The organism is Synergistes jonesii (assembly GCF_000712295.1).
In the GTDB taxonomy this organism is placed as follows: Bacteria; Synergistota; Synergistia; order Synergistales; family Synergistaceae; genus Synergistes; species Synergistes jonesii.
In genome coordinates, this window is record NZ_JMKI01000036.1 from 44,098 (window position 1) to 69,910 (window position 25,813).

22 protein-coding genes are annotated in these 25,813 nt (G+C 55.0%); 12 read left to right on the forward strand and 10 right to left on the reverse strand.

The window, feature by feature from the left end; genetic code table 11:
- Window positions 1-15: 15 nt before the first annotated feature.
- From rfbF to EH55_RS08265, 10 genes are all read left to right on the forward strand, one after another.
- A complete protein-coding gene (rfbF, locus tag EH55_RS08215) occupies window positions 16-783 on the forward strand; it encodes a glucose-1-phosphate cytidylyltransferase (protein WP_037976646.1) in 768 nt (255 codons plus the stop codon).
- A complete protein-coding gene (gene rfbG, locus EH55_RS08220) occupies window positions 777-1,835 on the forward strand; it encodes a CDP-glucose 4,6-dehydratase (RefSeq protein ID WP_037976648.1) in 1,059 nt (352 codons plus the stop codon). Before rfbF ends, rfbG begins: the two co-directional genes overlap by 7 nt.
- A 7-nt stretch (window positions 1,836-1,842) precedes the next feature.
- Window positions 1,843-3,195: a lipopolysaccharide biosynthesis protein RfbH gene (gene rfbH, locus EH55_RS08225; RefSeq protein WP_051682763.1), complete on the forward strand. Its 1,353-nt coding sequence runs from the start codon at window positions 1,843-1,845 to the stop codon at window positions 3,193-3,195.
- Between the two features lie 5 nt (window positions 3,196-3,200).
- Complete coding sequence (locus EH55_RS08230) at window positions 3,201-4,907, forward strand: thiamine pyrophosphate-binding protein (protein ID WP_037976650.1); 1,707 nt, start codon at window positions 3,201-3,203, stop codon at window positions 4,905-4,907.
- Between the two features lie 10 nt (window positions 4,908-4,917).
- Window positions 4,918-5,937 carry an NAD-dependent epimerase/dehydratase family protein gene (locus EH55_RS08235; RefSeq protein WP_037976651.1) on the forward strand — a complete coding sequence of 340 codons (1,020 nt, stop codon included), beginning with the start codon at window positions 4,918-4,920 and terminating at the stop codon, window positions 5,935-5,937.
- Window positions 5,904-6,326, forward strand: coding sequence for a GtrA family protein (locus EH55_RS08240; RefSeq protein ID WP_081839508.1), 423 nt, complete (start codon window positions 5,904-5,906; stop codon window positions 6,324-6,326). Before EH55_RS08235 ends, EH55_RS08240 begins: the two co-directional genes overlap by 34 nt.
- Before the next feature lie 15 nt (window positions 6,327-6,341).
- Window positions 6,342-7,274 carry a glycosyltransferase family 2 protein gene (locus tag EH55_RS08245; protein WP_037976653.1) on the forward strand — a complete coding sequence of 311 codons (933 nt, stop codon included), beginning with the start codon at window positions 6,342-6,344 and terminating at the stop codon, window positions 7,272-7,274.
- A gap of 30 nt (window positions 7,275-7,304) precedes the next feature.
- Window positions 7,305-10,043, forward strand: a complete 2,739-nt coding sequence (locus EH55_RS08250) for a YfhO family protein (protein ID WP_037976654.1) — start codon at window positions 7,305-7,307, stop codon at window positions 10,041-10,043.
- A 590-nt stretch (window positions 10,044-10,633) separates the two neighbouring features.
- The gene (locus EH55_RS08260; RefSeq protein ID WP_037976657.1) at window positions 10,634-10,837 is read left to right on the forward strand and encodes a hypothetical protein; all 204 of its coding nucleotides are present in this window, start codon (window positions 10,634-10,636) and stop codon (window positions 10,835-10,837) included.
- Between the two features lie 51 nt (window positions 10,838-10,888).
- Complete coding sequence (locus tag EH55_RS08265) at window positions 10,889-11,326, forward strand: type II toxin-antitoxin system HicB family antitoxin (RefSeq protein WP_037976659.1); 438 nt, start codon at window positions 10,889-10,891, stop codon at window positions 11,324-11,326.
- A 191-nt stretch (window positions 11,327-11,517) separates the two neighbouring features.
- On the opposite strand, the gene purE is transcribed toward EH55_RS08265, so the two are convergent.
- The 10 genes from purE to purS all read right to left on the reverse strand — a co-directional run bounded on the left by purE (window position 11,518) and on the right by purS (window position 23,195).
- A complete protein-coding gene (gene purE, locus EH55_RS08270) occupies window positions 11,518-12,030 on the reverse strand; it encodes a 5-(carboxyamino)imidazole ribonucleotide mutase (RefSeq protein WP_037976661.1) in 513 nt (170 codons plus the stop codon).
- 110 nt (window positions 12,031-12,140) lie between these two features.
- Window positions 12,141-13,415 (reverse strand): phosphoribosylamine--glycine ligase, encoded by a 1,275-nt coding sequence (purD, locus tag EH55_RS08275; protein ID WP_037976663.1) that lies wholly within the window; start codon window positions 13,413-13,415, stop codon window positions 12,141-12,143.
- A 15-nt stretch (window positions 13,416-13,430) separates the two neighbouring features.
- The gene (gene purH / locus EH55_RS08280) at window positions 13,431-15,569 is read right to left on the reverse strand and encodes a bifunctional phosphoribosylaminoimidazolecarboxamide formyltransferase/IMP cyclohydrolase (protein ID WP_081839509.1); all 2,139 of its coding nucleotides are present in this window, start codon (window positions 15,567-15,569) and stop codon (window positions 13,431-13,433) included.
- Window positions 15,551-16,564 (reverse strand): phosphoribosylformylglycinamidine cyclo-ligase, encoded by a 1,014-nt coding sequence (gene purM / locus EH55_RS08290; protein WP_037976666.1) that lies wholly within the window; start codon window positions 16,562-16,564, stop codon window positions 15,551-15,553. Before purM ends, purH begins: the two co-directional genes overlap by 19 nt.
- A gap of 3 nt (window positions 16,565-16,567) precedes the next feature.
- The gene (gene purF / locus EH55_RS08295; RefSeq protein WP_037976668.1) at window positions 16,568-17,929 is read right to left on the reverse strand and encodes an amidophosphoribosyltransferase; all 1,362 of its coding nucleotides are present in this window, start codon (window positions 17,927-17,929) and stop codon (window positions 16,568-16,570) included.
- 6 nt (window positions 17,930-17,935) lie between these two features.
- Complete coding sequence (purC, locus tag EH55_RS08300; RefSeq protein ID WP_037976671.1) at window positions 17,936-18,649, reverse strand: phosphoribosylaminoimidazolesuccinocarboxamide synthase; 714 nt, start codon at window positions 18,647-18,649, stop codon at window positions 17,936-17,938.
- Window positions 18,650-18,703: 54 nt separating this feature from the next.
- Entirely contained in the window at window positions 18,704-20,077 is a 1,374-nt protein-coding gene (purF, locus tag EH55_RS08305) for an amidophosphoribosyltransferase (RefSeq protein WP_037976673.1), read from the reverse strand.
- 3 nt (window positions 20,078-20,080) lie between these two features.
- Window positions 20,081-22,231, reverse strand: a complete 2,151-nt coding sequence (gene purL / locus EH55_RS08310; RefSeq protein ID WP_037976676.1) for a phosphoribosylformylglycinamidine synthase subunit PurL — start codon at window positions 22,229-22,231, stop codon at window positions 20,081-20,083.
- 2 nt (window positions 22,232-22,233) lie between these two features.
- On the reverse strand, window positions 22,234-22,944 hold the full coding sequence (gene purQ / locus EH55_RS08315; RefSeq protein ID WP_037976678.1) for a phosphoribosylformylglycinamidine synthase subunit PurQ: 711 nt from the start codon (window positions 22,942-22,944) through the stop codon (window positions 22,234-22,236).
- A gap of 2 nt (window positions 22,945-22,946) precedes the next feature.
- The gene (purS, locus tag EH55_RS08320; RefSeq protein WP_037976680.1) at window positions 22,947-23,195 is read right to left on the reverse strand and encodes a phosphoribosylformylglycinamidine synthase subunit PurS; all 249 of its coding nucleotides are present in this window, start codon (window positions 23,193-23,195) and stop codon (window positions 22,947-22,949) included.
- 419 nt (window positions 23,196-23,614) lie between these two features.
- On the opposite strand from purS, the gene EH55_RS08325 reads away from it, so the two are divergent.
- Window positions 23,615-24,880, forward strand: a complete 1,266-nt coding sequence (locus tag EH55_RS08325; protein ID WP_037976683.1) for an ABC transporter substrate-binding protein — start codon at window positions 23,615-23,617, stop codon at window positions 24,878-24,880.
- Window positions 24,881-24,952: 72 nt separating this feature from the next.
- Window positions 24,953-25,813: a branched-chain amino acid ABC transporter permease gene (locus tag EH55_RS08330; RefSeq protein ID WP_037976685.1), complete on the forward strand. Its 861-nt coding sequence runs from the start codon at window positions 24,953-24,955 to the stop codon at window positions 25,811-25,813.

Sequence of the window (25,813 nt, forward strand, 5' to 3'; positions counted from 1 at the left end):
GAGGATGCTTGAGCGATGAAATGTGTGATACTTGCCGGAGGCCTGGGTACGCGTCTTTCGGAAGAGACCGTCCTGAAGCCTAAGCCTATGGTCGAAATAGGCGGCCATCCCATACTCTGGCATATAATGAAAATCTATTCGCATTACGGAATAAACGATTTTATTATCTGCGCCGGTTATAAAGGCTACCTTATAAAAGAATTTTTCGCAAACTACCGCCTGCATATGTCGGACGCGACCTTCGACATGGAAAGCGGACAGGCGCAGATACACAACAATTACGCGGAAGCTTGGCGCGTCACCTGCGTCGACACGGGCGACGCGACGATGACTGGCGGCCGCATCAAACGCATAAAAGAATACGTCGGCGGCGAGACCTTTTGCATGACCTACGGCGACGGCGTCTCCGACGTGAATATAACGGAAGAGATAAAATTCCACAAAGAAAACAAAAACCGCGCGACGCTCCTCGCCGTCCAGCCGCCGGGACGCTGGGGGCATATGAAGCTTGAAGGCGATAAGATAGAGAAATTCGAAGAGAAGACCCAGGGGGACGGCGGCTGGATAAACGGCGGCTTCTTCGTGCTGGAGCCGGACGTCTTCGAGCTTATCGAGGGCGACGCCACCGTATGGGAGCGCGAGCCGCTCGAGGCCCTGGCCAAAAACGGCGAGCTGTCGGCATGGTTCCACCGCGGCTTCTGGCGCCCTATGGATACATTGCGCGACAAGATGGCGCTGGAAAAAATGTGGCAGGAAGGCTCTGCCCCGTGGAAAGTATGGTGACCGGCGAATTCTGGCGGGGCAGGCGCGTATTCCTCACGGGGCACACCGGCTTTAAGGGCTCGTGGATGAGCCGCGTGCTGTTGAATATGGGCGCCGAACTCACCGGATACAGCCTGCCCGCGCCGACGCAGCCGAACCTTTTTTCAATGGCGGGGCTTGAGGGAAATATAAAAAGTATCATCGGCGATATCCGTGATTTTGAAAAATTAAACGACGCCGTGAAAAAAAGCTCCCCGGAAATCATCATCCATATGGCCGCTCAGCCGATAGTGCGCGAGAGCTATAAGGACCCGCGTTACACCTATGAGGCCAACGTTATGGGCACGGTGAATATATTAGAATGCGTCAGGCTCTGCGAAAGCGTCAAGAGCTTCGTCAACGTCACAACAGATAAAGTCTACCACAACAGAGAGTGGTGCTGGGGGTACAGGGAAGAAGACTCCTTAAACGGCTACGACCCGTACTCCAACAGTAAAAGCTGCTCCGAACTCGTCACGAGCAGTTATAAAAACAGCTTCTTCGGCGATGGAAAGACTGCCGTGTCGACCGCAAGGGCCGGCAACGTCATCGGCGGCGGGGATTTCGCCCCCGACCGCATCATCCCGGACTGCATCCGCGCCGTCATGAAAAAAGAGCCCATCGTCGTCAGGAACCCGCACTCCACGCGCCCGTATCAGCACGTTTTGGAGCCCGTATTCGCCTACCTGATGATCGCCGAAAAGCAGTACGAGGAGCCGGGAAAATATGCCGGCTCATATAACGTGGGCCCGGACGACTGCGACTGCCTGACGACGGGAGAGCTGGCGGACGTCTTCTGCTCCGCGTGGGGCGGCGGCGCGAAATGGGAAAACAAATGGCGCGGAGGGCCGCACGAGGCGAACTTCCTGAAACTCGACTGCTCAAAGATCAAGAAAAGCTTCGGCTGGCGGCCGCGGTGGCATATAGCGAAAGCCGTGGCGAAGACCTGCGAATGGAGCAAAGCCTGGCTTGCCGGCAAAGACGCCGCGGCGGCAATGGACTGCCAGATAAAAGAATATATGCGCGGAGAGTGAAAATAAAATGAAAAACGAATCAGAAAAGGGAAGGGCGCTGCGCTCCCGTATATACGAGCTTGTAAAGGAATATTACGAAGCGGAACATATAAAAGCTCCGTATAAAGAGGGAGACCCCATCCCATATGGCGGAAGGATATACGACGAGAAGGAGCTGATCGGCCTCGTCGGAGCGTCGTTGGACTTTTGGCTCACGGCAGGGCAAGAAACCGATAAATTTGAAAAAGACTTCGCCTCCTTTCTCGGCGTGAAACACTGCTCTCTTGTGAACTCCGGCTCGTCGGCGAACCTGCTCGCCTTCATGGCCCTCACCTCCCCGAAACTTGATGAAAAAAGGATACTGCCCGGCGACGAGGTGATCACTGTGGCTGCCGGCTTTCCCACCACAGTGACGCCCGTCATACAATACGGCGCCGTGCCCGTCTTCGCCGACGTTTCCATACCTACGTACAACATAGATACGGGCCTCCTTGAAAAAGCGCTCAGCGGCAGGACGAAGGCCGTTATGCTCGCCCACACTCTGGGAAATCCGTTCAACGTAAAAAAAGTGAAGGAGTTCTGCGCGGAACATGGGTTGTGGCTCGTCGAGGACAACTGCGACGCCCTGGGCTCGCGTTACTGTCTGGAAGGGAAATGGGCGTACACCGGCACATTCGGAGACATCGCCACGTCGAGCTTCTACCCGCCGCACCATATGACGATGGGAGAGGGCGGCGCGGTCTATACCGACAACGCGGAACTCCACAGGATAGTAGCTTCGCTGCGCGACTGGGGACGCGACTGCTTCTGTCCGTCAGGGCGCGACAACAGCTGCGGGAGGCGCTTCACGCAGAAGTTCGGCGAGCTTCCCCTTGGCTACGATCATAAATACGTCTATTCGCACTTCGGCTACAACCTGAAAGCCACAGACTTGCAGGCGGCCGTTGGCTGCGCACAGCTTGAAAAACTTCCGCGCTTCATCGAAGCCCGCGCTAAAAATTGGAATTTCCTTAAAGAAGAGCTTAAAAAACATGATGCCGACAAATTCCTTGTCCTGCCTGAAAAAGAGCAGGACTCCGAGCCCAGCTGGTTCGGCTTCATGTTGACCGTAAAAGAAAGCGCGCCGTTCACGCGGGACGATTTAGTCACAAGTCTTGAAAACAACAAAATTCAGACGCGTATGCTCTTTGCAGGCAACCTTATCAAGCATCCCTGCTTCGACGAAATGCGCAAAAGCGGCAAAGGCTTCAGAGTTGCAGGCTCGCTTGCAAATACCGACAGGATAATGAACCGCAGCTTCTGGGTAGGCGTATATCCGGGCATGTGCGAAGAGAAACTTGCGAAGATAGTCGCCGTTATCAAAGACTATGTAAAAAGGTAGAAATTATGACAGTAAGCGAATTTATAGCGGAATACCTCTATTCGCAGGGGGTCGACTGCATATTTGAAATGATCGGCGGCATGACCGTCAGGCTGCTGGACGCCATATACAGACACGGCGGCATCAAAATAATTTCCATGCACCACGAGCAGGCCGCCGCGTTCGCCGCCTGCGGCTGGGCTCAGGTAAAGGGCGTGCCCGGCGTGGCGCTCGCGACCAGCGGCCCGGGCGCGACAAACCTTGTAACGGGCATCGGCACGGCCTATTTCGACTCCATCCCCGCCGTATTCATCACCGGCCAGGTCAATCAAAACGAGCTCAGCACCGGCACGAAATGCCGCCAGATAGGCTTTCAGGAGACGGACATCGTTTCCATAGCCGGGCCTATAACGAAAATGTCCGTGCAGCTGCAAAAAGCTCAGGATATAACGACTCTGCTGCCGGACGCTTTCAAAACCGCACTGGGCGGGCGCCCCGGGCCTGTGTTGCTCGACGTTCCGATGAACCTTCAGAAAGAGGAGATCGATTGCTCCTGCTTCGATTTCAGCCCGGTCGAGGTAAATAATCCGCTTCCGCCGGCGGAAGCGCTTGACGGCTTTATCGACAAGCTGAACGCCGAATTAAGCGAGGCGCGCCGCCCTCTTATGCTGCTTGGCACCGGCGTCATCCGTTCGCATACGGAAAAAGAGGCGCGGCGTTTCGCAGAAGAAAAACAAATCCCCGCCGTATATTCGTGGCACGGCAAGGGAATAATAAGCAGCGAATGCAAATGGTCTGTCGGCCTTACTGGGACCAATGGGAACAGGTGGGCTAACAGGGCTCTGGCACACTGCGACTTGCTGATAATTCTTGGCAGCAGGACTGACGTGCGTCAGATAGGCGCAAACACTGATGTTTTTTCGCAGAATAAGACCATATTCCACATAGACATAGATGAGGCAGAACTTAATAACAGGCTGAAAAATACCAACACGTTGTGCGCAGATTTAAAAAATATTTTGCCGCTGCTGATTGAACGTACAAACAAGTCGAGCGCTTCTGCCGAGTGGCTGGCAGGTATAATTAAAGACAAGGAAGAAAACCCCGACACTAAAGAGCTTTCTCATATATCCGGCATAAACCCGAACGCGTTCGTATATAAAATCAGCAGCTCAGAAAACAACGGAGCGTCAGGCTACGTCTCCGGAGTTGGGACAAACAGGACGTGGGTCTCTCAATCCCTATGGCTCAAAGAAGGCCAATATTACATAACGACCCCATGCATGGGCTCAATGGGCTTTGCGCTGCCTGCGGCGGTAGGCGCGTCCATTGCGGACGCCGGAGCTGAAATTATCGTCGTAGCGGGAGACGGCGGTATGCAGTGCAATATACAGGAGCTTGAGGTAATAAACAGGCTTGCTTTGCCTCTGAAGATAGTGGTTATGAAGAACAACGCCCTTGCGACCGTGAGGCAATTCCAAAAAGAAATATGCGGAGGGCGCCTGCCAGGCTCTGATTGGACCTTCGGCGCGCCGGATTTCGTAAAAGTCGGCAAAGCATACGGGCTAAGGTCTGATCGTTTGGAACGCCCCGAGGAAATGGATGAAAAAATAAAAGAATTCCTTGCCGGCGGCGGACCTGCGCTGTTGGAAGTAGCCGTCGACAAAGAGGCCGGGGCTTATCCCAAAATGCAGTTCGGCCATAACCTTGACGACATGTTCCCGTTTAAATAGCGTGCGTCTTATGATCATTGCGGAAGATTGTGATTTCATAGCGGCAAACGCCCCCTGCGGCTGGCAGAAATTAAAGGACGCGAAAATATTTATCACGGGCGGGACCGGTTTCTTTGGCAAATGGTTTCTGCACAGCTTTTGCCATTTAAACGAGAGGCTGCGTCTCAACGCAAGAATGGAGATTCTGACGCGCGATCCGGAGAAGTTTCTGCGCAGCTGCCCGCAGTTCGCGCAAGAAGCTTCCCTTTCATTCCTCAAAGGCGACGTCAGGGATTTTCATCTGCAAGACGGCTGTGATTTTCTGATACACGCCGCGACGCCGTCCGACGGCAGGCTTGACGAGTCACGGCCGGACGAGCTCTTTTCCGTAATTGCCGACGGCACGCGAAATGTCGTGAAAAACGCCGAGAGCGCGGGTGTGAAAAAAATGCTGTATGTAAGCTCGGGCGGCGTTTACGGCACGCAGCCGCCAGAGCTTTCACATATGCCGGAAACATACGAGCCTCATCCTTCTAACGCGTACGGCAAAGGAAAACTGGAAGCGGAAAAGTTGTGCTTTGCAGGCCCTGTCCCTTCGTCGTCGGCGCGCTGTTTCGCGCTTGTCGGCCCTTATCAAAATTTGGACAGCAGACGCTTTGCGATCACTTCTTTTATCAATGACGCGATAAACGGCAGGCCCATATCCGTCAGGGACGGCCGCCCGTACCGTTCGTATCTTTATGCCGCCGATCTTATGATATGGCTGTGGACGATCCTTATCGAAGGAAGGGATAAGGAAACTTATAACGTCGGCTCCGAAGAGGCGGTCTCGATAATGGAACTTGCGCGGGCCGTGGCAGAGTGCGTCGTTCCCTCCGCGGCTGTAAGCGCGTCAAACGCGGCCTACGGCGCAAAGACGCCTCCTTCAAGATATGTCCCTGACACTCGAAAAGCTGCTGAAACATTGAATTTGAAGCAGCTCGTCCCCTTCGCCGAGGGAATAAGGAAGACTGTGGAATGGAACAGGCGGAATTGCTTGAACGTGCATTGAATTTGTTTCATATCCTACTGAATGATCAGCGTATACGCTTCCTTATCGTCGGCGGCATAAATACAGTAGTCGGCTATGGAACATTCGCCGCGCTGGTATTCTGCGGCCTCCACTACATAGCGGCGCACGTGGCGGCTACCGTTGTGGGAACGGCGTGCAGCTACATACTTAATAAATACTTTACTTTCAAGCAGTACAAAAAATCCTTCGCGGAAGCCTGCCGCTTCGTACTGGTCTACGTGGCGAGCTTCTTTTCCGGCATTGTGATCCTATACGTGATGGTCTCGGTAATGTCGCTGAACGCTTACTTCGCGGGAATGCTGAATCTCGTGTTCACTACGCTGATAAGCTGGTTCGGCCATAAATATTTCAGCTTTCATGTGGATTGAAGAGAGGGCGGCCTGATGAAGACTATAAGCGTGCTGATACCGACATACAACGAAGAAGACAACGTCGTTCCTATGTGCGACGCGGTCAGAGAGGAATTCGCCAAAAACCTGCCGCATTATGACTACGAAATAATCTTCATAGACAACTGCTCGAAGGACAAGACCCGCGAGCGGCTGGAGCTCCTTTGCGCCGGAGACGAAAAAGTCAAGGCGATATTCAATGCGCGCAACTTCGGACAGAGCCGCTCCCCGTACTACGGATTGATGCAGACGGCGGGAGACTGCGCCGTCCGCCTCTGCGCCGATTTCCAGGAGCCTGTCGAAATGATCCATCGCTTTGTCGAAGAGTGGGAGAAGGGCTATAAAATCGTAGTTGGCATAAAAACGTCGAGCAAAGAAAGCAAAGTCATGTATGCCCTGCGATCTATTTACTACAAATTAGTGAAAAAATTTTCAGATGTCGAACAGATAGAGCACTTCACGGGCTTCGGCCTCTACGACAGGGCTTTTATCGACGTGCTGAGAAAACTTGACGATCCCGCCCCCTTTCTGCGCGGCATCGTGGCCGAGCTGGGCTGGAAGCGCAAAGACATCGAATACGTCCAGCAGCTGAGAAAGAGCGGAAAGTCAAAAAATAACCTTTACACCTTGTACGACTACGCCATGCTCAGCGTGACGAGCTATACGAAGATAGGCATCCGCCTCGCGGTGTTCCTGGGCGCGATAGCCGGCTTTTTCAGCGTAGTCATCGGCGTGCTTTATCTCATCCTCAAACTGCTTTACTGGGACAAGTTCCCAGCCGGAACAGCGCCGATGCTGATAGGCATGATGTTCCTCGGCGCCGTGCAGCTCTTCTTCATCGGCATGATCGGCGAATATATTCTCACGATCAACGCAAGGCTGATGAAGCGACCGCTCGTCATTGAGGAAAAAAGGATAAATTTCTGATTTACTTGGATAAACGCTGGAGGGGATAAGATGTACAGGATCATCGAAAAATATTTTGGAGAGGCCGATGAATTTAACATGAAGAGGGCTTTCTCTGTCTATAGCTTATTGTTTTTGCTTCTGATGTCGTTTACTTACTTATTGTTCTATAGCGCCGGCAAAGGTCCTTTTCAATTTGAGGTCGACGGCCTTACATATTTCAGCAGGATTGCGTACATAGGCAGGTACGTGCGGTCTGTTTTACAAAACATTTTCTTAAACAAATCGTTATCTTTTCCCGTTTACGATTTTCGCATAGGCCTTGGCGACGACGTTTTCATTTATATGTGGGTAGGGTTGCTAAACCCCATTATACTCTTTACGGCGCCATTTTTCTCCATTGAGCATACGGAAAAGCTTTATTGGCTAATATGCTTTTTACACATGTATCTGTCTGGCGTGTCATTTTTGTTTTTTTGCTCATATAAAAAGATGGATGTACTTGCTTCTGCCTGTGGCGCAATTGCATATGTATTCTCTGGTTTCGCTCTTTTTTACTTTCTTAAGCATTTCCTTTTTATAGTACCGATGATATTGTTGCCGCTGATGTTCTTAGCGCTTGAGAAGGTGTTGCATGGAGAAAAGCCCGTCCTATTTATAGCAATGGTGGTTCTGGCATTCCTCATCAATTTTGTTTTTGCGTGTATGATGATAATAATGACGTTTATATGTGGGGTATTTCGTTTTTTTGATATATATAAAGAGAAGCGATTCAAACATTTTTGCTCTATTCTTTTTAAATGCTCTGTCGGCTTTCTTACCGCTGTAATGCTTGTCGCCCCATTTCTCTTCCCTGTAGTGTTTAAATTTTTGGAAAGTCCGAGAAATTTAGATATTGTACCCAGTGGAGGCCTTTTGTTATTTAATAAATACTTTGTTTTTGACTGTATCACTTATCTTTTTGCTCCTGGTGGAATGTGGGGGCGTACATCAATGATTCCGGTTTGTATTTTTGCATTAGTTTGTTTATTTAAGAAAAAAGGGGATAGGGGATTAAAGCTATTTATATTATTCTCCTTCTTGGGACTTGTTTCTCCGATGGTTGGTTACTTTTTTAATGCAGGGAAATATGTAACGGATCGGTGGATGTTTATTTTACCTTTCGTACTGGCGTATGCGTTTACTCTCATGTTCCACAGAATAGCAAAATGGCGCGATGAAGATAAAAAACTTTGCATTATAGCTACAGGGGCATATGCTCTATTTGTATTGATATCGTATGTGTTTGTAATAAAAAGAGTTAATATGTATGCTTTTTATGCCAGCATTGCGATGCTGTCTATGGTACTGTTATTTTCTCTATTAAAAAGATACAACTTAACGTATAGAAGGGTTCTCCTTTTCTGTATGACTGGTTTTTTCGCTTTGATGAATATCTACTTCTTGTATTCAACTGATTATGTTAATTATTTAAAGACATTTGGCCCTAAGGACAGAGCTTATATTGTTTTCAATGAACTATCCATCAATATGTTAGATGAAATAGAAATTCCATACTCTTATAGCTTTTTTCGGAGTGATGCAACTAACGTATATCCTCTCTTCTCTTATAATCTCGTTAAACAATATGGGCTCACCGGATACACAAGCCTTTTGCCTCCTGTATACGCCGATTCACAATTTGCCTTGGAAAATATCGGCGCGTGGCATTTTTATCGGATTCAAGGATTTAATGAAAGAGCGGCCTTAGATACGCTTGCAAGCGTAAAATACTTTATCGCTCCCAGAGGCAAAGAAGCGCTTGTCCCATACGGTTTTATAAGAATAGCAGAAGACGAAAACAATTTTCTCTCGTATTCTGTCTTTGAAAATAATTATTTCCTGCCGATCGGATATACATACTCAAACTATATAACACAAGAAGATTATAAACGTCTTTCTGCGCTTGATAAGCAGGAGACACTGCTTCAAACTGTGGTTTTAGAGATATCGCCACACGGATTTGGCAAAAGCAGGAATCTTAAGTTCTCAGAAGTAAGCGTACCATGTAATATAACAAATATGGATGGAGTGGAGTGGGATGACGGTGTTCTCAGGATTAATAAAAAAAATGCCGTTATAACGCTATCTTTCCCTGTCATAGCAAATGCGGAAATGTATTTACGGATACAGGGGTTAAATGTAAATCACGAAAGAGTCTCGCCAAACTTTTTTAATGTTATTGTTGAATACTCAAAAATCAAAAAAACCTTTTTCATTGCGCAAAATACTTTTTCGCAATATCACGGACGTGAAAATTTCCTCGTAAAACTTTGCACGTCAACAAAATCATCGGAGGAGACATGTTCAATAACCTGGCCAGTAAAAGGCACCTTTAAACTCGATGACATCCAAGTCTACGCCCAGCCAATGGACAACTACCCAGCGCAAATAAACAAGTTGCGCGAGGATGTGCTGGAAAATATTTACGTGGGCAACGATAAGGTCTCCGGCACTATAAGCCTGAAGAAAAACAAAATCCTCTGCCTCTCGATTCCCTACAGCAAAGGCTGGCACGCTAAGGTGGATGGCAAGAAAACAGAGCTCTTAAAGGCAAACTCCCTCTTCATGGCGCTGCCTCTAGAGGCGGGCGACCATAAAATAGAGCTGGAGTACCACGTTCCGGGCTTCCGTCTCGGGCTCTGCTTCTTCGCATTGGGCGCAGTTATATTGTCCGGAATGATCATTCACGACAAGAAAAAGAAAAAACCGATGAAAGAAAATGGCGCTTTGCCTCCTGTACAGGAATAGAGGTGAGAAAGCCGCCGCGCCGGGCTTTTTATGACAATTTTTAGGGAAATATGGCTGTAAAAACAAAAGGCTGGGGTTTGTCTAGTATGCTTCCGCGGGCGCGGCCGGTACTCCCGGCGGATCGATTATGTCTATCGTAGCGGACGAACATTACCAGCAGCGCCTGAAAAAAGTATGTGAGCGGGCGCTGTCCTGCAGCTGCAGACCGAGCTGCAAAAGTGTCAAAATCTTCTCACTGTCATGAGTAAGGAGCCAGATGCGCAGCTGTCGTATGAAACAGAAGAACAGGCCGCGCGGCATCACCGGAGGTGCCAGATAAGATGACGCTGCCGTGAAAGACGTACTCTTCGATGATGTTTCGGCATGCTGCTCAATATCGCATACAACAACAGCACTATAAGAACGAAGCAATAAAGAATATTGCTTATTTCTTTGTATTTGGTAGAGAAAATTTTGAGTTGGCCGAATAAAATATATACTTTATGTAATTTGTCAAAAAAGATCAAAAACAGGATTGACAAATATAAAATATTTGTTATAATGATCATGTAAGGCAAACCCTCTAAAAAAAGAGGTTAGTAATAAATATAATGAAAAAAGAATTTATACCCGGTAAAGATTATAACCGGAATGAAATCATCGAATTTATTATCCAACAGGGGTGGATAATAGAATCTAAAGGCAAAACAGGACATTTGGTTTGTCGAAAAGAGGGGGAGCGTCCATTTGATTTACCGACGAACCCCAAAAAAGGAACCAAAAATAAAATATATAAGCTAATAGGTTTGAAATAGGTATGAGGCGGCCTCCGCCGCCTCTAAAGAAAAAAGAGAAGGAATGTGAAGATGAATAAAAAAGACATGTATGCGTTCCCGGCAGTCTTGACCATCGACCACGAGGACAACGACGCTGTGCTCGTGTCTTTCCCAGACCTTGATAATTGCTTTGCGGACGGTAATGATTTTGCCGATGCGTTGGAAGAGGCGCGCGAGGCGTTAGGTAATGTGTTGTATTGGATGGAGAAGGACGGGCAGCCCATACCCGAGCCGTCCGACATTAGAACAATAGAAGTGCACAACGACTCTATAAAAACTTTAGTAGCTGTAGATATGATAGAGTTCCGTAGGGCATGGGATACACGCAGCGTAAATCGCACAGTAACTCTTCCCGCATGGCTTGACGAGATGGCGAAAAAGGAACAGGTCAATTTTTCACAGGCGCTTCAGCAGGCGTTGAAGAATAAGCTTGGTATAGATCAGTCGCATACGCCCCAAATGGTATAGACTGGCACAAATAAGCACAGCCGCCCTTCGGGGCGGCTTTTTAGTCCGTTTAGGCAAAGCCGCCACAGTGATAATAGTTTTCGTTTTAGGAAAGATTGGACGTGATGCCCTCCAAAAAATCTTTTTTGGCGCCTCCAGGTGCCGCTTAGAAAAGTGTAAAACTGCCCAGCGCTGTTTTGCCGATAGATTTTTTAGTATGCTTCCGCGGGCGCGGCCGGGAGATTTTCAAGTTTTTTGCGGCTGTCGCGGACTTTCTGCGCTTCTTTCGCCGCGTAGGCCTCCAGCTTTGTTGTCAATTCGTCGTCGGAGGCTGCGACGATGCGCGCGGCCAGCAGGCAGGCGTTTTTCATCGCGTTGAGCCCTACCGACGCGGCCGGCACTCCCGGCGGCATCTGCGCTATCGAAAGCAGCGCGTCCATGCCGTCTATCGCGCCGCCCTTTACCGGCACTCCTATCACCGGCAGCGTGGTCGCCGCCGCTACGACGCCGGGGAGCGCCGCCGAGAGTCCGGCGACTGCGACGAGCGCCTTTATGCCGCGGGCGCTGGCGCCCTTTGCGTAGTTTTCTACGTCTTTCGGCGTGCGGTGCGCCGAGGCGATTGCGACTTCAAATTCTATTCCCAGCTCTTCGAGCGTCGGCGTTCCCTTTTCAACGACGGGGATGTCGGACGCGGAGCCCATTATGATGCCGATTTTGGTGGACATTTTCTTTCCTTTCTTCTGATTCGTGGTAGTGCCGCCCTGGGCGTCTGACGTCCCGGCCGGGACGTCAGACTGAGCGGCCTTGATATACCGGGCGGTTTATGTATAGATTATTATTTCTTTTTTAGCGTTTTATCTCCAATGTCGTTTCTGTAGTGGCACTTGTCGAAGTGAATTTTTTTCACTCTCGCGTAGGCGCGCTCTCTCGCCGTCCGCAGATCGTCCGCGATGCCGACTACCGTCAGCACGCGCCCGCCGTTCGTCACTAGCTTTCCTGCGGCGTTCGTCTTTGTCCCGGCGTGATAGACGAAGCTGTTTTCCAGCTCTTCGTCCGCGCCCGTTATCTCAAAGCCTTTCTCGAAGGCGCCGGGGTAGCCGCCGGAAGCCATCACGACGCCCAAGGCCACTCGCGCGGCGCCGGGCCATTCGGCTTTCGCTAACTGCCCCTTTGCGCATGACGCGACGACTTCGCCGAAATCTCCGCCGAACGCCGGAAGCACGACCTGAGCCTCGGGGTCGCCGAGCCTCACGTTGTATTCGAGCAGCGAAAGCGAGCCGTCTGGCTTGATCATTATGCCGGCGTAGATGACGCCGATGAAGGGGATTTTGTCTTCTTTAAGTCCTTCGACGGTCGGCGTGAGTATTTCGTCGGTGATTTTTTTAGTGAGCTCGTCGCCGACCCACGGCACCGGCGAGTAGGCGCCCATGCCGCCGGTGTTGTTTCCCCTGTCGCCGTCGAGCGCGCGCTTGTGGTCCTGGCTCGACGGGAGTATGCGCACGCAGCCGCCGTCCGTGAAGGCGAGCACGGTCATTTCCATTCCGGGAACGTAATCTTCTACGACGATCAACTTTCCAGCCGTGCCGAGCTTCTGCTCCTCAAGCATCATGCGGCAGATGGAAAGGGCTTCGTCGTACGTCTCGGGAAGGAAGGCCCCCTTGCCGGCCGCAAGGCCGTCGGCCTTTACTACGAAGGGCGCGCGGCGCTTGGAGAGCGCAGCTTCGCACTCCTCGACGTTCGTGCAGAGGTCGAAGTCGGAGGTGGGGATGTGGTGGCGCTTCATGAACTGCTTTGAGAAAGCCTTGCTTCCCTCGAGGCGCGCGCCGGAAGCGCCCGGGCCCATAACGAGAATTCCCGCGGCTCTCAGAGCGTCGGCCGTGCCGGCGACGAGCGGCGCCTCCGGTCCGACGAAGGCCAGCTCTATGCCCAGCTTTTTGCAGAGTCCGGTCATTTCAGCCGGATCGCAAGGGTCTCCCGCGTGGCACTCCGCAAGCTTAGCGATGCCCGGGTTGCCTGGGCAGCAGTGCAGCCCGCTCGTTATTTTCGATTTTGAAAAGGCGTGGACGACCGCGTGTTCTCTGCCGCCGCCGCCCAATACCATTACTTTCATAGCCGTGCCTCCCGCTCAGTGCCTGAAGGTGCGCGTTCCGCCCTCGAAAAGCGAGATCCCGAGTTCTTCCGCCCTCTGGAAGACCTGGCTGTCTCTGATCGATCCTCCCGGCTCTATCACCGCGACGACTCCCGCCCTGTGGGCCAGCTCGATCGAATCGGGGAAGGGGAAGAAGGCGTCGGAGGCCATCACCGCGCCCTTCGCCTTGTCTTTCGCGAGCCGGATGGCGTATTCGGCCGCGTCTACGCGATTCGTGAAGCCGCCGCCTATTCCCACAGCGGCGCCGTCTTTGACGAGCACGATCGCGTTGCTCTTGGTTATCGCCGCCGTTTTCCAGGCGAAGATTATGTCCTCCCAGAGATCGGGGCGCGGCGTGCCGTGCCATTTGCCTTCTGTCTCCTGCGGCAGCTTGGGCAGCTTGTCCTCCTGAACGAGGAAACCGCAGCGGTTGCCGGTGAACTGCAGCGTCGGCGCGTAGCCCGGCACGAGCTTCAGCACGCGGAGGTTCGGCTTCTTCTCTTTCATGTACTCGGCGACTCCCTCTTCGAAGTCCGGCGCGGCGAGTATCTCAAAGAAGGTCTCCGTTATTTTCTTCGCCGTTTCGAGGTCTACTTTGCGCGTGATCCCTATGATGCCGCCGAAGGCGGAGACGGGGTCGCAGGCGAGGGCCTTTTCGAACGCTTCGAGCGGCGTCGCGCCGCAGGCCGCGCCGCAGGGCGTCGTGTGCTTGACTATCGTGCAGGCGCACATGTCCTGGAAGACGGAGCAGCCGCGCAGCAAGGTGTCTAAATCGAGCAGGTTGTTGTAGGATAGCTCTTTGCCGGAGAGCTGTTCGAAGGGGCGCTTCTCAAGCGGCGGCAGGAAGAGCCCGGCCCGCTGGTGCGGGTTTTCTCCGTAGCGGAGCTTCTGCTCCACGCGGAGCGGAAAGATTTTTTCTTCCATGACCTCTTCGCCGACGCCGAGTTCGCGGCAGAGTCCCCTGTATATTACCGAATCGTACGACGCGGTGTTTTTGAAGGCTTTGAGCGCGAGCTCCTGCTTGAATTCCAGCGTGAATTCCTGCTTTTTGTCGAGTTCGTCGAGGACGCGCGCGTAATCGGCGGTTTCCGTGACGACCGCGACGTGGAAGTAATTTTTCGCGGCGGCGCGGATGAGCGAAACTCCGCCGATGTCTATCTTTTCGATGAGCTTGTCGAGCTCGGCGCCGCTCTTTGCGGTCTCTTCGAAGGGATAAAGCGTGCAGACTACGACGTCTATAAGGGGTATGCCGAACTTCTCGCGGTCGGCTTCGTCCTGGGCGAGCCCGCGGCGGGCGAGGATGCCGCCCATTATCGTCGGATGCAGCGTTTTGACGCGTCCTCCGAGTATCGCAGGGACTCCGGTGAGGTCGACGACTTCCGTCACCTTCACGCCGCCTTCTTCGAGATGCTTCGCGGTGCCCGAGCTTGACACGATCTCGTAGCCGTGGGCAGCGAGCCCCTTCGCGAGCTCGACGACGCCAGTCTTATCCCATACTGAGATAAGGGCCTTTCTTGTCTCAAATTTTTCCATTGACTTTTCCTCCCATTGATTTATTGAAACAGGATGCTCTGCGAGGAACTTTTTCAGAGTCTCCTTGTATATGACGTGTTCGACGGCGTGAATCTTCGCTTCGAGCGTTTCCAACGTGTCGTGCGGCTCGCGTTTTACGCTGCGCTGCGCGAGTATCGGGCCGTGGTCGACCTCTTCGTCGACGAGGTGGACCGTCACTCCTGTCTCGCAGGCTCCGGCGTTCCAGGCGTCCCGAATGCCGTGCGCGCCCGGGAAGAGGGGCAGCAGAGCCGGATGGATGTTTATTATGCGCCCCTTGAAGCGGCGCACGAATTTCGGCGAAAGCACCTTCATGAAGCCGGCGAGCACTATCCAATCGCTGTGAGTTTCCTCTATCGCTTTGGCTATCGCCTCTTCGGCGGCTTCGCGCCCCTCGCGCTTGTAGAAGAAGACGCGCGTCTGAGCGCCGAGCGCGGCGGCCGTCGCGAGCCCCTTCGCGTCCAGCCTGTCGCTGCCCACGAAGGAGACTTCCGCCGGCAGCTCTCCTGTGATCGTAGCCTTCAGAAGGGCTTCCATATTGGTGCCCGTGCCCGATATCAGTATCGCTATGCGCGGGATGTGCATTTTATCACCTCTCCTATCACGGCCGGCTCTTCGCCGAGCGCTTCGAGCGATTTTTCTATCTCTTTCAGGTCGTCGGGCGCCGCTATGAAGACGAAGCCGATGCCGAGGTTGAATACGCGGCGCATTTCCTCTTCTTCGATGCCGGCGCTCTGAATAAGGTCGAATACCGCCGGACGCCGCCACGAGAGGAAGTCCACGGCTACGTCGAGATGTTTGGGTATCACGCGGATGACGTTTCCGAGCATGCCGCCGCCGGTGATGTGCGCCATCCCGCGCACCTTTCCGGTGGACGCCGCGGCAAGCGCCGCCTTCACGTAGAGCTTCGTCGGGCGCATCACCGCTTCGCCGACCGTTTCCTGCCAGCCTGTCGGCAGGGAATCGAGCGCGACGTCCAGCCCCTCTTTTCCGAGCGCCGAGCGCACGAGGCTGTAGCCGTTGCTGTGTATCCCGCTGCTGGGCAGCCCTATAAGCAGATCTCCCTCCTGTATTCCGCTGCCGTCGATTATTTTTTCTTCTTCAACTATGCCGACGGAGAAGCCGGCGAGGTCGAAGCCGTCGCTGTCGTAGACGCCCGGCATCTCGGCCGTCTCCCCGCCGAGCAGGGTGCAGAGGCTTTCGCCGCACGCGTCTATGACCCCCTGCACGATTTCCTTGAGGATGCTTTCGTTGAGCTTTCCGCAGGCCGCGTAGTCGAGGAAAAAGAGCGGGCGCGCGCCGACGGTCACGAGGTCGTTGACGTTCATCGCGACGAGGTCCTGCCCGAGCCCTCTGTAAAGCCCCGTCGCCTTAGCGAGTTCGAGCTTTGTGCCGACGCCGTCGCAGCACGCCGCGAGGCACTGCCCGCCGCCGATTCTGTAGAGCCCGGCGAAGCCGCCGACGCCGCCTAAGCAGTTTTTATCTTTGGGGCGCTTGGCGAGGAGCCCCTTTATCGTTTCGACCCAGGCGTCGCCGCCCGAGATGCTGACTCCGGACTTTTCATAACTCAGCTTGCCCATCGCTTATTTCTCCTCATCTTCAAGGTATTTGCCGCTGAAGCACGCTGTGCAGAGCTTTTCCTCAGGCAGGCCGACGGCGGCGGTCAGATCTTCTTCCGACAGGTAATCGAGCGAATCCGCGCCGACCTTTCTGCACAGCTCGTCGAGCGTCATCCTTACGGCGGCGAGCGTGTTCTCCTTGCGCGTGTCTATGCCGTAGCGGCAGGGATGCAGCACCGGCGGCGAAGCTATTCTGAGGTGGACCTCCTCCGCGCCGCAGCTGCGAATCATCGATACGATGCGCTCGGCCGTCGTGCCGCGGACGATGGAGTCGTCGACGATCGCGGCCTTTTTGCCTTTGAAGAGCGCCTCGATAGGGTTGAGCTTTATCTTGACTCCGAGCTCGCGCACCTTCTGCGTCGGCTGTATGAAGGTCCTTCCGACGTAGCGGTTGCGGACGACGGCCATCTCGAATGGCGTTTTCGACGCCTGGGCGTAGCCTATAGCGGCGATGGTGCCGCTGTCCGGCATTCCCGCGACGAGATCCGCGCCGGGACAGGGAGACTTCCGCGCAAGCCGCCGCCCCATCTCCTTTCTCGCCTCGTAGACCGACCGCCCGTCGATGATGCTGTCCGGGCGCGCGGTGTAAACATATTCGAAGGAGCAGTGCATGAGGCGCCGGCATTTTTCCTCCGGGCGCACGCGCAGGCTCTTGACGCCTTTGCCGTTGACGACGACTATCTCACCCGGCTCGACGTCGCGCAGCAGCGTTGCTCCCACTATGTCGAGCGCGCAGGACTCCGAAGCTACGTAGTAAGTGCCTTCGCGCTCGCCGAGGACGAGGGGCTTGAAGCCGTAAGGGTCGCGCGCCGCGACGAGGGAATTTTCCAGCAGCACGGCGAGCGCATAGGAGCCCTCGATCCTGCGCAGCGCGTCGACGAGCGCGTCTATCGGCTGCATATGGGACTTCTGCGCCATCATATGCAGTATGGCCTCTGAATTCGTCGAAGACTGGAATATCGCGCCGCGCTGTTCGAGCTGGCGCGTCAGCTCGGCGAGATTCGTGATAAGCCCGTCGTGCGCTATGGCTATCGGGCCGCGCGCGTAATTCGCGCTGATTGGCAGTACGTTCTGAAGGCGGGAGCTCTCGAGCGGCACGTAGCGCACATGTCCTATCGCGTTGTACGCCTCCCCGTCGGCGAGCCGCTTCTGGTCTATCGCATTGTGCAGCAATCCGAGACCGCGCTTGGATGCGACGCTACCATCCTGGATCCAGGAGATCCCGGCGGATTCCTGCCCTCTGTGCTGAAGGGCGTAAAGCCCTAGGTAGACCTCTTCGAGCACCGTTTTTTTAACGGCGCTGTACGCGCCGAAGATTCCGCTCATATCGCGCTATTCCGAGATCCTCTTCCAGATTTCCTCGTATGCTCCGAGTACGTCGCCCAAGTCTTTGCGGAAGCGGTCCTTGTCGAGATGGTCTCCCGTCGAGCTGTCCCAGAAGCGGCAGGTGTCGGGGGAGATCTCATCGGCGAGCATCAGATTGCCGTCGGCGTCCTTGCCGAATTCGAGCTTGAAGTCGACGAGCACCACGCTCTTCTTTGCGAAATAATCCCTGAGTATCTCGTTCACGCGGAAGGAAATTTCCTTGATCTTGTCGAGCTCTTCCTTCGTCGCCCAGCCGAAGAGCAGCGCGTGGTCCTCGATGATGAAGGGGTCGCCGAGCGCGTCGTCCTTGTAGCTCAGCTCGAAGAGCGGGCGCGGAAGCTTGATTCCTTCGGCGACGCCGAGGCGCTTGCAGAGCGAGCCCGTCGTGATGTTGCGGATGATCACTTCGAGCGGGACTATCTTGACGCGCTTGACGAGCTGGTGGGTGTCGTCGAGCTGTTTGACGAAGTGCGACTCTACGCCGCCGTCGGCGAGGATTTTGAAAAGCTTCGACGATATGTTGTTGTTGAGCACGCCCTTGCCGCTCATCGTCGCCTTTTTCTGTCCGTTGAAGGCTGTGAAGCTGTCCTTGTACTCGACGATCACATATTTTGGGTCTTCAGTTGTGTAAAGCCTTTTCGCTTTGCCTTCATAAATAAAATCCTTCTTTGTGAGCTCCATTGCAATTCCTCCGTTATGTATTTGAAAATAATTTCCGTTTCTCTTTTGCGTCCGTCAGACTTCCAGCCGTCCGCCGCTTTCTTCTTCGTCGAGGTAGCCGCCGTCGAAGCAGGCGGTGCAGAGTTCCTCGCGCGGAAGTCCTATCGATTCGCAGAGCTCTTCGCAGCTGATGTAGCGCAATGTGTCCGCGCCTATCTTTACGCGCAGCTCCTCGATGTCGCTTTGAGCCGCGATCAGCTCCTCGGAGCTGGGCGTGTCTATGCCGTAGTAGCATGGATAGCGCACAGGCGGGGAGGCGATGCGCATGTGCACCTTTTTCGCGCCGGCGCCGCGTATCGTCGAGACCGTGCGCCCGGCCGTGGTGCCGCGGACGATGGAATCGTCCACGATGACGGCTTCCTTGCCGTCGAATATGCCGGGCTGCGGGTTCAGCTTGATCTTCACGCCGGCTTCGCGCACGCGCTGCGTCGGCTGTATGAAGGTCCTTCCGACGTAGCGGTTGCGGACGACGCCGGCCTCGAAGGGCACCCCCGCCTCCTGGGCGAGGCCGAGCGCCGCTAAGGTCCCGCTGTCCGGCATGCCCGCGACTATCGAATTTTGTGGGCACTTCCCGCCGCGCGCGAGACAGGCGCCGAGGTTCTTTCTCGCCGCGTATACCGAACGCCCGTCTATCACGCTGTCCGGACGCGCGAAATAAACGTATTCGAAGGAGCAGTGGCGGAGGCGCTGCGCCGTTATCGGGAGCCTGCGCGAAATGACGCCGCGCCTGTCGATCACGAGTATCTCTCCCGCTTCGACGTCGCGGAGGAATTCCGCGCCGATTATCTCGAAGGCGCAGGACTCCGAGGCGACGAAATAATCGTCGCCGCGCCTGCCGAGCGCAAGGGGCCTGAACCCCCACGGGTCGCGCGCCGCGATCAGACAGTCCTCAAAAAGGACCGCTATGCTGTACGCGCCTGTGATCTTCGTCAGCGCGTTTTCAAGCGCTTCGAGCTGCACGGTCGAGGGCTGGTGCGCCATCAGCTGTATTATCGTCTCCGTGTCGCAGGTCGTCTGGAATATCGCGCCCCGGTTCGCGAGATAGCTTGAAAGCGCAGTCGCGTTAGTAAGGTTGCCGTTGTGGGCTATCGCTACGGGGCCTTGCGCGTAATTGGCGCCGAGCGGCTGGCTGTTTTCCCTCTCCGTGCCGCCGGCCGTCGCGTAGCGCACATGACCTATCGCCGCGTGCGCCTCTATCTCGGCGAGCTCGTTCTGTTGCAGGGCTTCGTGGACGAGGCCGAGCCCCTTCTTTATATGGACCGAACCTCCCTGAGTCCACGCCACGCCCGCGGAAAGCTGCCCTCTATGCTGAAGCGCAGAGAGCCCCAGATATACGTCTTCAAGCACAGGCGCGCCGCTTGCGCTGTACGCCCCGAAAACTCCGCACATTTATTACTCTTCCCCCGAAAAGGCTTTTTCAAGCTCCGAAAGCGGTACGTTCAAAATATCTTTCCAGGCGAAGCCCCTTCCGCCGGCCCTTCCCGCCTTCGTAAGCGGGAAGCCTTGCCAAATCCTCTCGAACTCCGCGGCCTTTTCCGGCGCGACGGCGTAGATGGCGCGCGCTCCGCCCTCGGAAAAGAGGAGCGATTCGACGGATTTTTCCGGCGCGAGGGTTATCTCCATGCCGACGCCGGAGGCTATCGCTTCGTTCGCAAGCGCCGTCGCGAGTCCGCCGCCGGCAATGACGCGCCCCGAATCGGCGGCCTGCGCCCGAGCCGTTTTTATTGCGCGCTCGCGGAAGTTCTTCTCCGCTTCGAAGTCCGGCTCGACCGTTTTGCCGAGAGGCTTTCCGCTTTTGCGGCTCTGGTATCGCGAAGACGAGAGGGAACCTTCGATCTTTCCCACCGTATAGATATAGTCGCCATCTTTTGTCCTTCCGGAGCGCGTTATCTTCTCTCTGTCGATTACGAGGCCGGCCGCGACGACGAGCGGCGTCGGATATATCCTTCCCGACGCCGTTTCGTTGTAGAGGCTGACGTTGCCCGAGACGACGGGGCAGTCGAGCGCGCGGCAGCTGTCCGCAAGTCCGCGGACGCACTCCTTGAGCTCGTAGAATTTGTCGGGCTGCTCGGGCGACGCGAAGTTGAGGCAGTTCGTCATGCCGAGCGTATCGGCTCCCGTCAGCCACAGCCCGCGCAGCGCGAGCGCCATCGTCTCGGCCGCTCCGCAGTACGGGTCCGTCCAACACTTGTAAGGCTCGGCCTCCATCGTCAGCACGCAGGCGCGGCGCGTCTTTGGAACTTCGACTACGGCGGCCGGCTCGCCGGGCCCCGCTATCGTGTGAAGCTGCACCATAGAGTCATACTGCTCCCAGATCGCGTCCTTCCTGCGCCCGTTCGGGCATGAGAGCATTGTTGTGAGCTCCTTTGCCGGATCCTCCGACGCGAGCGTCGAAAGGTCTATCGCACGGCGTTCCGGCATGTCCTTCGGCTCTTCGGCGGGCCAGGAGAGCTCCGGCGCGCTGCCGAGTATCGACGTCGGCAGGTCGGCTTCGAGCGCGCCGTTCCTGTAGACGCGGTAGCGCTTGCCCTCCGTCATTTCGCCGACCGCCGCGCAGTCGAGACCGTAATGTTTCGCCGTAGCGAAAACCGGCGCGAGCTTTTCTTTTTCTACTATCAGAAGCATCCTTTCCTGCGATTCGGAGAGGAATATTTCCCATGAAAGCATGTCGGCTTCGCGCAGAGGAATCTTTTCTACGAATATGTCGATGCCGCAGCCGCTCTTGTGCGCTATCTCGCTCGACGAGGAGAGTATCCCAGCGGCGCCCATGTCCTGCATCGAAGCGATCATATTTTTGTCGAGCAGCTCTAAGCAGCACTCTATGAGGAGCTTTTCTTCGAAGGGGTCGCCTATCTGTATTTGCGGCTTGCTCGCCCTTGCATCCTCGTCGAGCTCGCGCGACGCGAAGGAGGCGCCGGCTATCCCGTCGCGCCCGGTCTTGGAGCCGAGCAGCACCGCGCAGTCTCCTGGCTTCGCGGTCTGAGAGCTCGCCATCTTGTCGAGACGCACGAAGCCGGCGCTGAAGGCGTTCACCAGCGGATTGTCATTATAGGCCGGCGAATAAAACGTTTTGCCGCCGACTACGGGGACGCCTACCGCGTTGCCGTAGGCGCCGATGCCCTCGACTATGCCCTTGGCGAGATTCCGCGTCTTGCAGAGGTTCGCGTCGCCGAAGAAAAGGCCGTCCATCGAGACCGAGGGGCGTGCGCCCATCGCGATGATGTCGCGGATTATGCCGCCGACTCCCGTGGCCGCGCCCTGGAACGGGGCGACGGCCGAAGGATGGTTGTGGCTTTCGACCTTGAAGGCGAAGCCCCAGCCCTCGCCCATATCTACGACGCCGGCGTTCTCGCCCTGCCCCTGAAGCACGTATCTGCCCTTCGACGGGTAAGTGCGCAGCAGCGGACGCGTCGATTTATAGCTGCAATGCTCCGACCACATTACGCCGACGAGCTCCAGTTCAAGGGCGTTCGGCTCGCGTCCGAGCAGTTCTGTTATCCTTTTATATTCTGATTCTGAAAGTCCGACTTCGCGAAAGCCCATTTCTAAGCACCTCTTTCTGCAAAATCACGCGCTATCGAAAGCCAGAAAGCGCCGCCGTCGGAGCCGCCGTTTAAGTGAGCCACAGTCGAGCGCTCTGGGTGCGGCATAAGTCCTAAAACGTTCCCCTCTTCGTTGCAGATGCCGGCGATGCCGTTCAGCGCCCCGTTCGGCGCGAACCTTTCGCCGGCCTCTCCGCTCACGGGGTCGGCGTAGCGGAAGACCACACGCCCGTCATCTTCCAGCTGCCGGAGTTCCTTTGGCGGCAGGAAGTAAAGTCCCTCGTGGTGGGCGATGGGGTACTGCACTATCCCGCCCTTTTTGAGTCCGGAGGTGAAGCGGTTCTCCGTCTGCTCGACGCGCAGCCAGCATTTTCTGCAGATGAAGGTCGTGCTCGTATTCGCAAGCAGCGCTCCCGGCAGCAGCCCGCTCTCCGTCAGCACCTGAAAGCCGTTGCAGATGCCGAGCAGGCGCCTGCCGGCGGCGGCGTGGCGGCGGACGGCGCCGATGATCGGCGAATGCGCCGCCATCGCGCCGGAGCGCAGATAGTCGCCGTATGAGAAGCCGCCGGGCAAAATAACGAGGTCCGGCTCGGAGGCGAATTCTCGTTCCTCATGCCAGACCATATCGACGGGCGTTTTAAGCGTTTCGCTGACCGCGCGCCGCACGTCGCGGTCGCAGTTGCTTCCGGGAAAGACAACGACAGCCGTTCTCATCGCTATGCTTCCCGCAGCGAGATGCTGTAAGTTTCTATCAGGTCGTTCGCCAAGAGGTCGCAGCACATCTCCTTCACGCGCTCCGCGGCTGCCTCTCCGTTGTCGGCCTCCAGCTTCATCGTAACGATTCTTCCCACGCGGACGTCGCTTACATCGTAGCCGAGTTGGCCGAGCGTCTTTTCCACGGCCTTGCCCTGTGTGTCAAGAACTCCCATGCGCGGGGTGATCACGGCCTCTGCATGAAAAATCATGAAAAACTTCCTCCTTGAGATTTCTTTTTACTTTTAACTCATCGCAGCAAAATTATCTATAACTTGGTTGATAATATAGTTTAAATCCCTTTAAATGTCAATATATTTAACGCGTCGGCGCGGTTGTCGCAGATATTTTTTAATTGACCGGCCGATTTGTACCTTCAATAGACGCGATGTGATCATTATAAACAGGAATGCGTCGATCTGTTTGCGTTAATCTGTTAAAGCGTCCTATCGGCTCGGCAAATCGGCGTTGATAAACGTTTTCGCAAAATAAGCAAAATAAATAATTAATATATGAGTTTTTAATAATTTAAAGACTAAAGGTTTGAAAATTGACTGAACGTAAAATACCATTATAATAAAGCTTGAGCGAAGATTCAGCCGCTCAAATAAAAGGGAGGTAGATATACACCATGAAACTGAGTAAGCGCACCGCAATAGTCGTTATGTTAGTCTTGTGCACCGCGCTCTTCGCGTCGGCCGCGGCGTTTGCGGCCGAAGAAATCAAGGTAGGAGCGCTCTTCCCGCTGACGGGGCCGGCCGCGGTCTCCGGACAGAACTGCGTCAATTCCGTGCTGGCCGCCGCCGACGTCATCAATACTAAGAATCCCGACATCAAAGCCCCGCTCGCGGCCGGCGAAGGGCTTGTGGGCGGCAAGTACGTCATCAAAATAGTGCCGGCGGACCACCAGGGCAAGCCCGACGTCGCAAAGTCCGAAGCGGAACGCCTCTACAATCAAGAGAAGGTCTTCGCGGTGATCGGATGCTACAACAGCTCCGCGACGAAGCCCGCGAGCGCGGTCGCCGAACGCGCGAAAAAAATATTCCTCTGCGGCTGCTCGAGCTCGGCCGCTCTGACGGAGCGCGGTTATAAATATTTCTTCCGCCATGCTCCGACCGACGCTATCGAATCCGTCGAGTTCGTGGACTATATCGCCTATCTCAACAAAGAGAAGAACGCCGGCATAAAGACGCTCGGCGTGATCTATGAGAACACCGAATTCGGAAAGCACGCCGCCGACGAGGCGAGAAAGGCCGCCAAAAGGGCGGATCTTGAGATCGTGGCCGACGTCCCATTCAACAACGGCGCTACGAACCTCAACAGCGAGGTCCAGAAGCTGAAGTCGGCCAACCCCGACGCTGTCTTCGGCGCGGCGCTGGGCGGCGACTACTCGCTGTGGGTCCGCACGATGAAGCAGGTCAACTGGCTCCCGAAGATCGCGATCAACTACTGCACGGGCTATCAGAACCCGGCGGTGCAGAAGGAGCTCGGCTCCGACGGCAACTTCTTCATGGGCGGCATGGGCTATTCGCCGGAGCTCGCCAAGAAGTTCATGCCAGAAGCCATAAAGATTCAGGATAAGTACTACACGCCGAGAAGCAAGCAGCCGTTCGATAGCGACTCCATACAGGAGGCCGTCATGCTGATGGTCCTCGCGCAGGCCATCGAAAAGGCCGGAGGCCCCGACACCGAGAAAGTCGCAAAGATAATCCAGACGGATGAATTCCCCTCGGTCATGTCGCTCTCCGGCAGGGTGAAGTTCTCGTCCGACGGACAGAACGCCGAAGCCCTTTCCGTCATCACACAGCTCCACGAGCAGAAATACCAGACTGTCTTCCCGCTCAAGTACAAAGATTCGGAGCCCACGCTTCCCATGACTCCTTGGGATAAGAGATAGTTACATAATCGAGCGTTTTCCGGCGGGGCATAAAGCTATGCCTCGCCTTTTTTTCAGCAAGGAGGTCGTTGCATGAGCAATTTTCTGCAAGTCCTGATCGACGGCATACTGAGCGGGCTGCTCTACGCGCTCGTCGCCGCGGGCCTCAGCATGATCTGGGGCGTTATGGACGTTATCAATTTTGCCCACGGAGAGTTTCTGATGGTGGCTATGTACATATGCTACTGGCTGGGCTTTATATTCAAGGTCGATCCGCTCTTCACGTGGGTCGCGGCGGGCATATTCCTCTTCATCTTAGGCGCCGTCACTTACAAATGGATCATAAGAAGGAGCCTCGGTAAGGCCGCTATGGCGCCGCTGCTTGCGACCTTCGGCCTTTCCATGTTCCTCAAAAATTTATGTATGAACCGCTTTTCGCCAAACTTCCGCCTTCTGTCGGGCACTCTGCTCGACGGGAAGACCTTTGAGATCGGGGGTGCCATTGTATCGGTGCCCCAGTTCGTAACGGGAATCTTCTCGCTCGTAGTCGTCGTCGCGCTCTACTGGCTCGTGAAGAGGACGCGTCTCGGCTGGGCCATACAGGCGACCGCTATGGACAAGGAAGCGGCTGAACTGATGGGCATCGATACCGAGAAAATATTCCTGCTTGTCTTCGGTCTTGGCGGGGCATGCGTCGGAGTGGCTGGCGGGCTTATGACCACATACCTTGCCGTGCATCCCGAAGTCGGAGGGCTCTTCAGCCTTATAGCCTTCGTCGTTGTGGCTCTCGGAGGCTTCGGCAGTATTCCCGGCGCTTTCGCGGCCGCGATTCTCATCGGGCTCGTAGAGTCCTTCACCGGCTTCTACGTCGCGGCGGTCCTTAAATATGTCGCGGTCTTCGCAATATATCTGGTAGTTATCCTCGTACGCCCCAAAGGGCTCTTCGGATGGTGA

Coding starts and splice junctions, on each gene's coding strand:
- purD (WP_037976663.1), bottom strand. CDS start 13,415: ATGAAAGTAATGGTATTGGGCGGCGGCGGCAGAGAACACGCGGTCGTC.
- purE (WP_037976661.1), bottom strand. CDS start 12,030: ATGTCCACCAAAATCGGCATCATAATGGGCTCCGCGTCCGACATCCCC.
- EH55_RS08330 (WP_037976685.1), top strand. CDS start 24,953: ATGAGCAATTTTCTGCAAGTCCTGATCGACGGCATACTGAGCGGGCTG.
- purQ (WP_037976678.1), bottom strand. CDS start 22,944: ATGAGAACGGCTGTCGTTGTCTTTCCCGGAAGCAACTGCGACCGCGAC.
- EH55_RS08230 (WP_037976650.1), top strand. CDS start 3,201: ATGACAGTAAGCGAATTTATAGCGGAATACCTCTATTCGCAGGGGGTC.
- purC (WP_037976671.1), bottom strand. CDS start 18,649: ATGGAGCTCACAAAGAAGGATTTTATTTATGAAGGCAAAGCGAAAAGG.
- purS (WP_037976680.1), bottom strand. CDS start 23,195: ATGATTTTTCATGCAGAGGCCGTGATCACCCCGCGCATGGGAGTTCTT.
- rfbG (WP_037976648.1), top strand. CDS start 777: ATGGTGACCGGCGAATTCTGGCGGGGCAGGCGCGTATTCCTCACGGGG.
- EH55_RS08260 (WP_037976657.1), top strand. CDS start 10,634: ATGAAAAAAGAATTTATACCCGGTAAAGATTATAACCGGAATGAAATC.
- rfbF (WP_037976646.1), top strand. CDS start 16: ATGAAATGTGTGATACTTGCCGGAGGCCTGGGTACGCGTCTTTCGGAA.
- EH55_RS08245 (WP_037976653.1), top strand. CDS start 6,342: ATGAAGACTATAAGCGTGCTGATACCGACATACAACGAAGAAGACAAC.
- purF (WP_037976668.1), bottom strand. CDS start 17,929: ATGAGCGGAATCTTCGGCGCGTACAGCGCCGTTAAAAAAACGGTGCTC.
- purL (WP_037976676.1), bottom strand. CDS start 22,231: ATGGGCTTTCGCGAAGTCGGACTTTCAGAATCAGAATATAAAAGGATA.
- EH55_RS08325 (WP_037976683.1), top strand. CDS start 23,615: ATGAAACTGAGTAAGCGCACCGCAATAGTCGTTATGTTAGTCTTGTGC.
- EH55_RS08250 (WP_037976654.1), top strand. CDS start 7,305: ATGTACAGGATCATCGAAAAATATTTTGGAGAGGCCGATGAATTTAAC.
- purH (WP_081839509.1), bottom strand. CDS start 15,569: ATGCACATCCCGCGCATAGCGATACTGATATCGGGCACGGGCACCAAT.
- purM (WP_037976666.1), bottom strand. CDS start 16,564: ATGGGCAAGCTGAGTTATGAAAAGTCCGGAGTCAGCATCTCGGGCGGC.
- EH55_RS08235 (WP_037976651.1), top strand. CDS start 4,918: ATGATCATTGCGGAAGATTGTGATTTCATAGCGGCAAACGCCCCCTGC.
- EH55_RS08240 (WP_081839508.1), top strand. CDS start 5,904: ATGGAACAGGCGGAATTGCTTGAACGTGCATTGAATTTGTTTCATATC.
- rfbH (WP_051682763.1), top strand. CDS start 1,843: ATGAAAAACGAATCAGAAAAGGGAAGGGCGCTGCGCTCCCGTATATAC.
- EH55_RS08265 (WP_037976659.1), top strand. CDS start 10,889: ATGAATAAAAAAGACATGTATGCGTTCCCGGCAGTCTTGACCATCGAC.
- purF (WP_037976673.1), bottom strand. CDS start 20,077: ATGTGCGGAGTTTTCGGGGCGTACAGCGCAAGCGGCGCGCCTGTGCTT.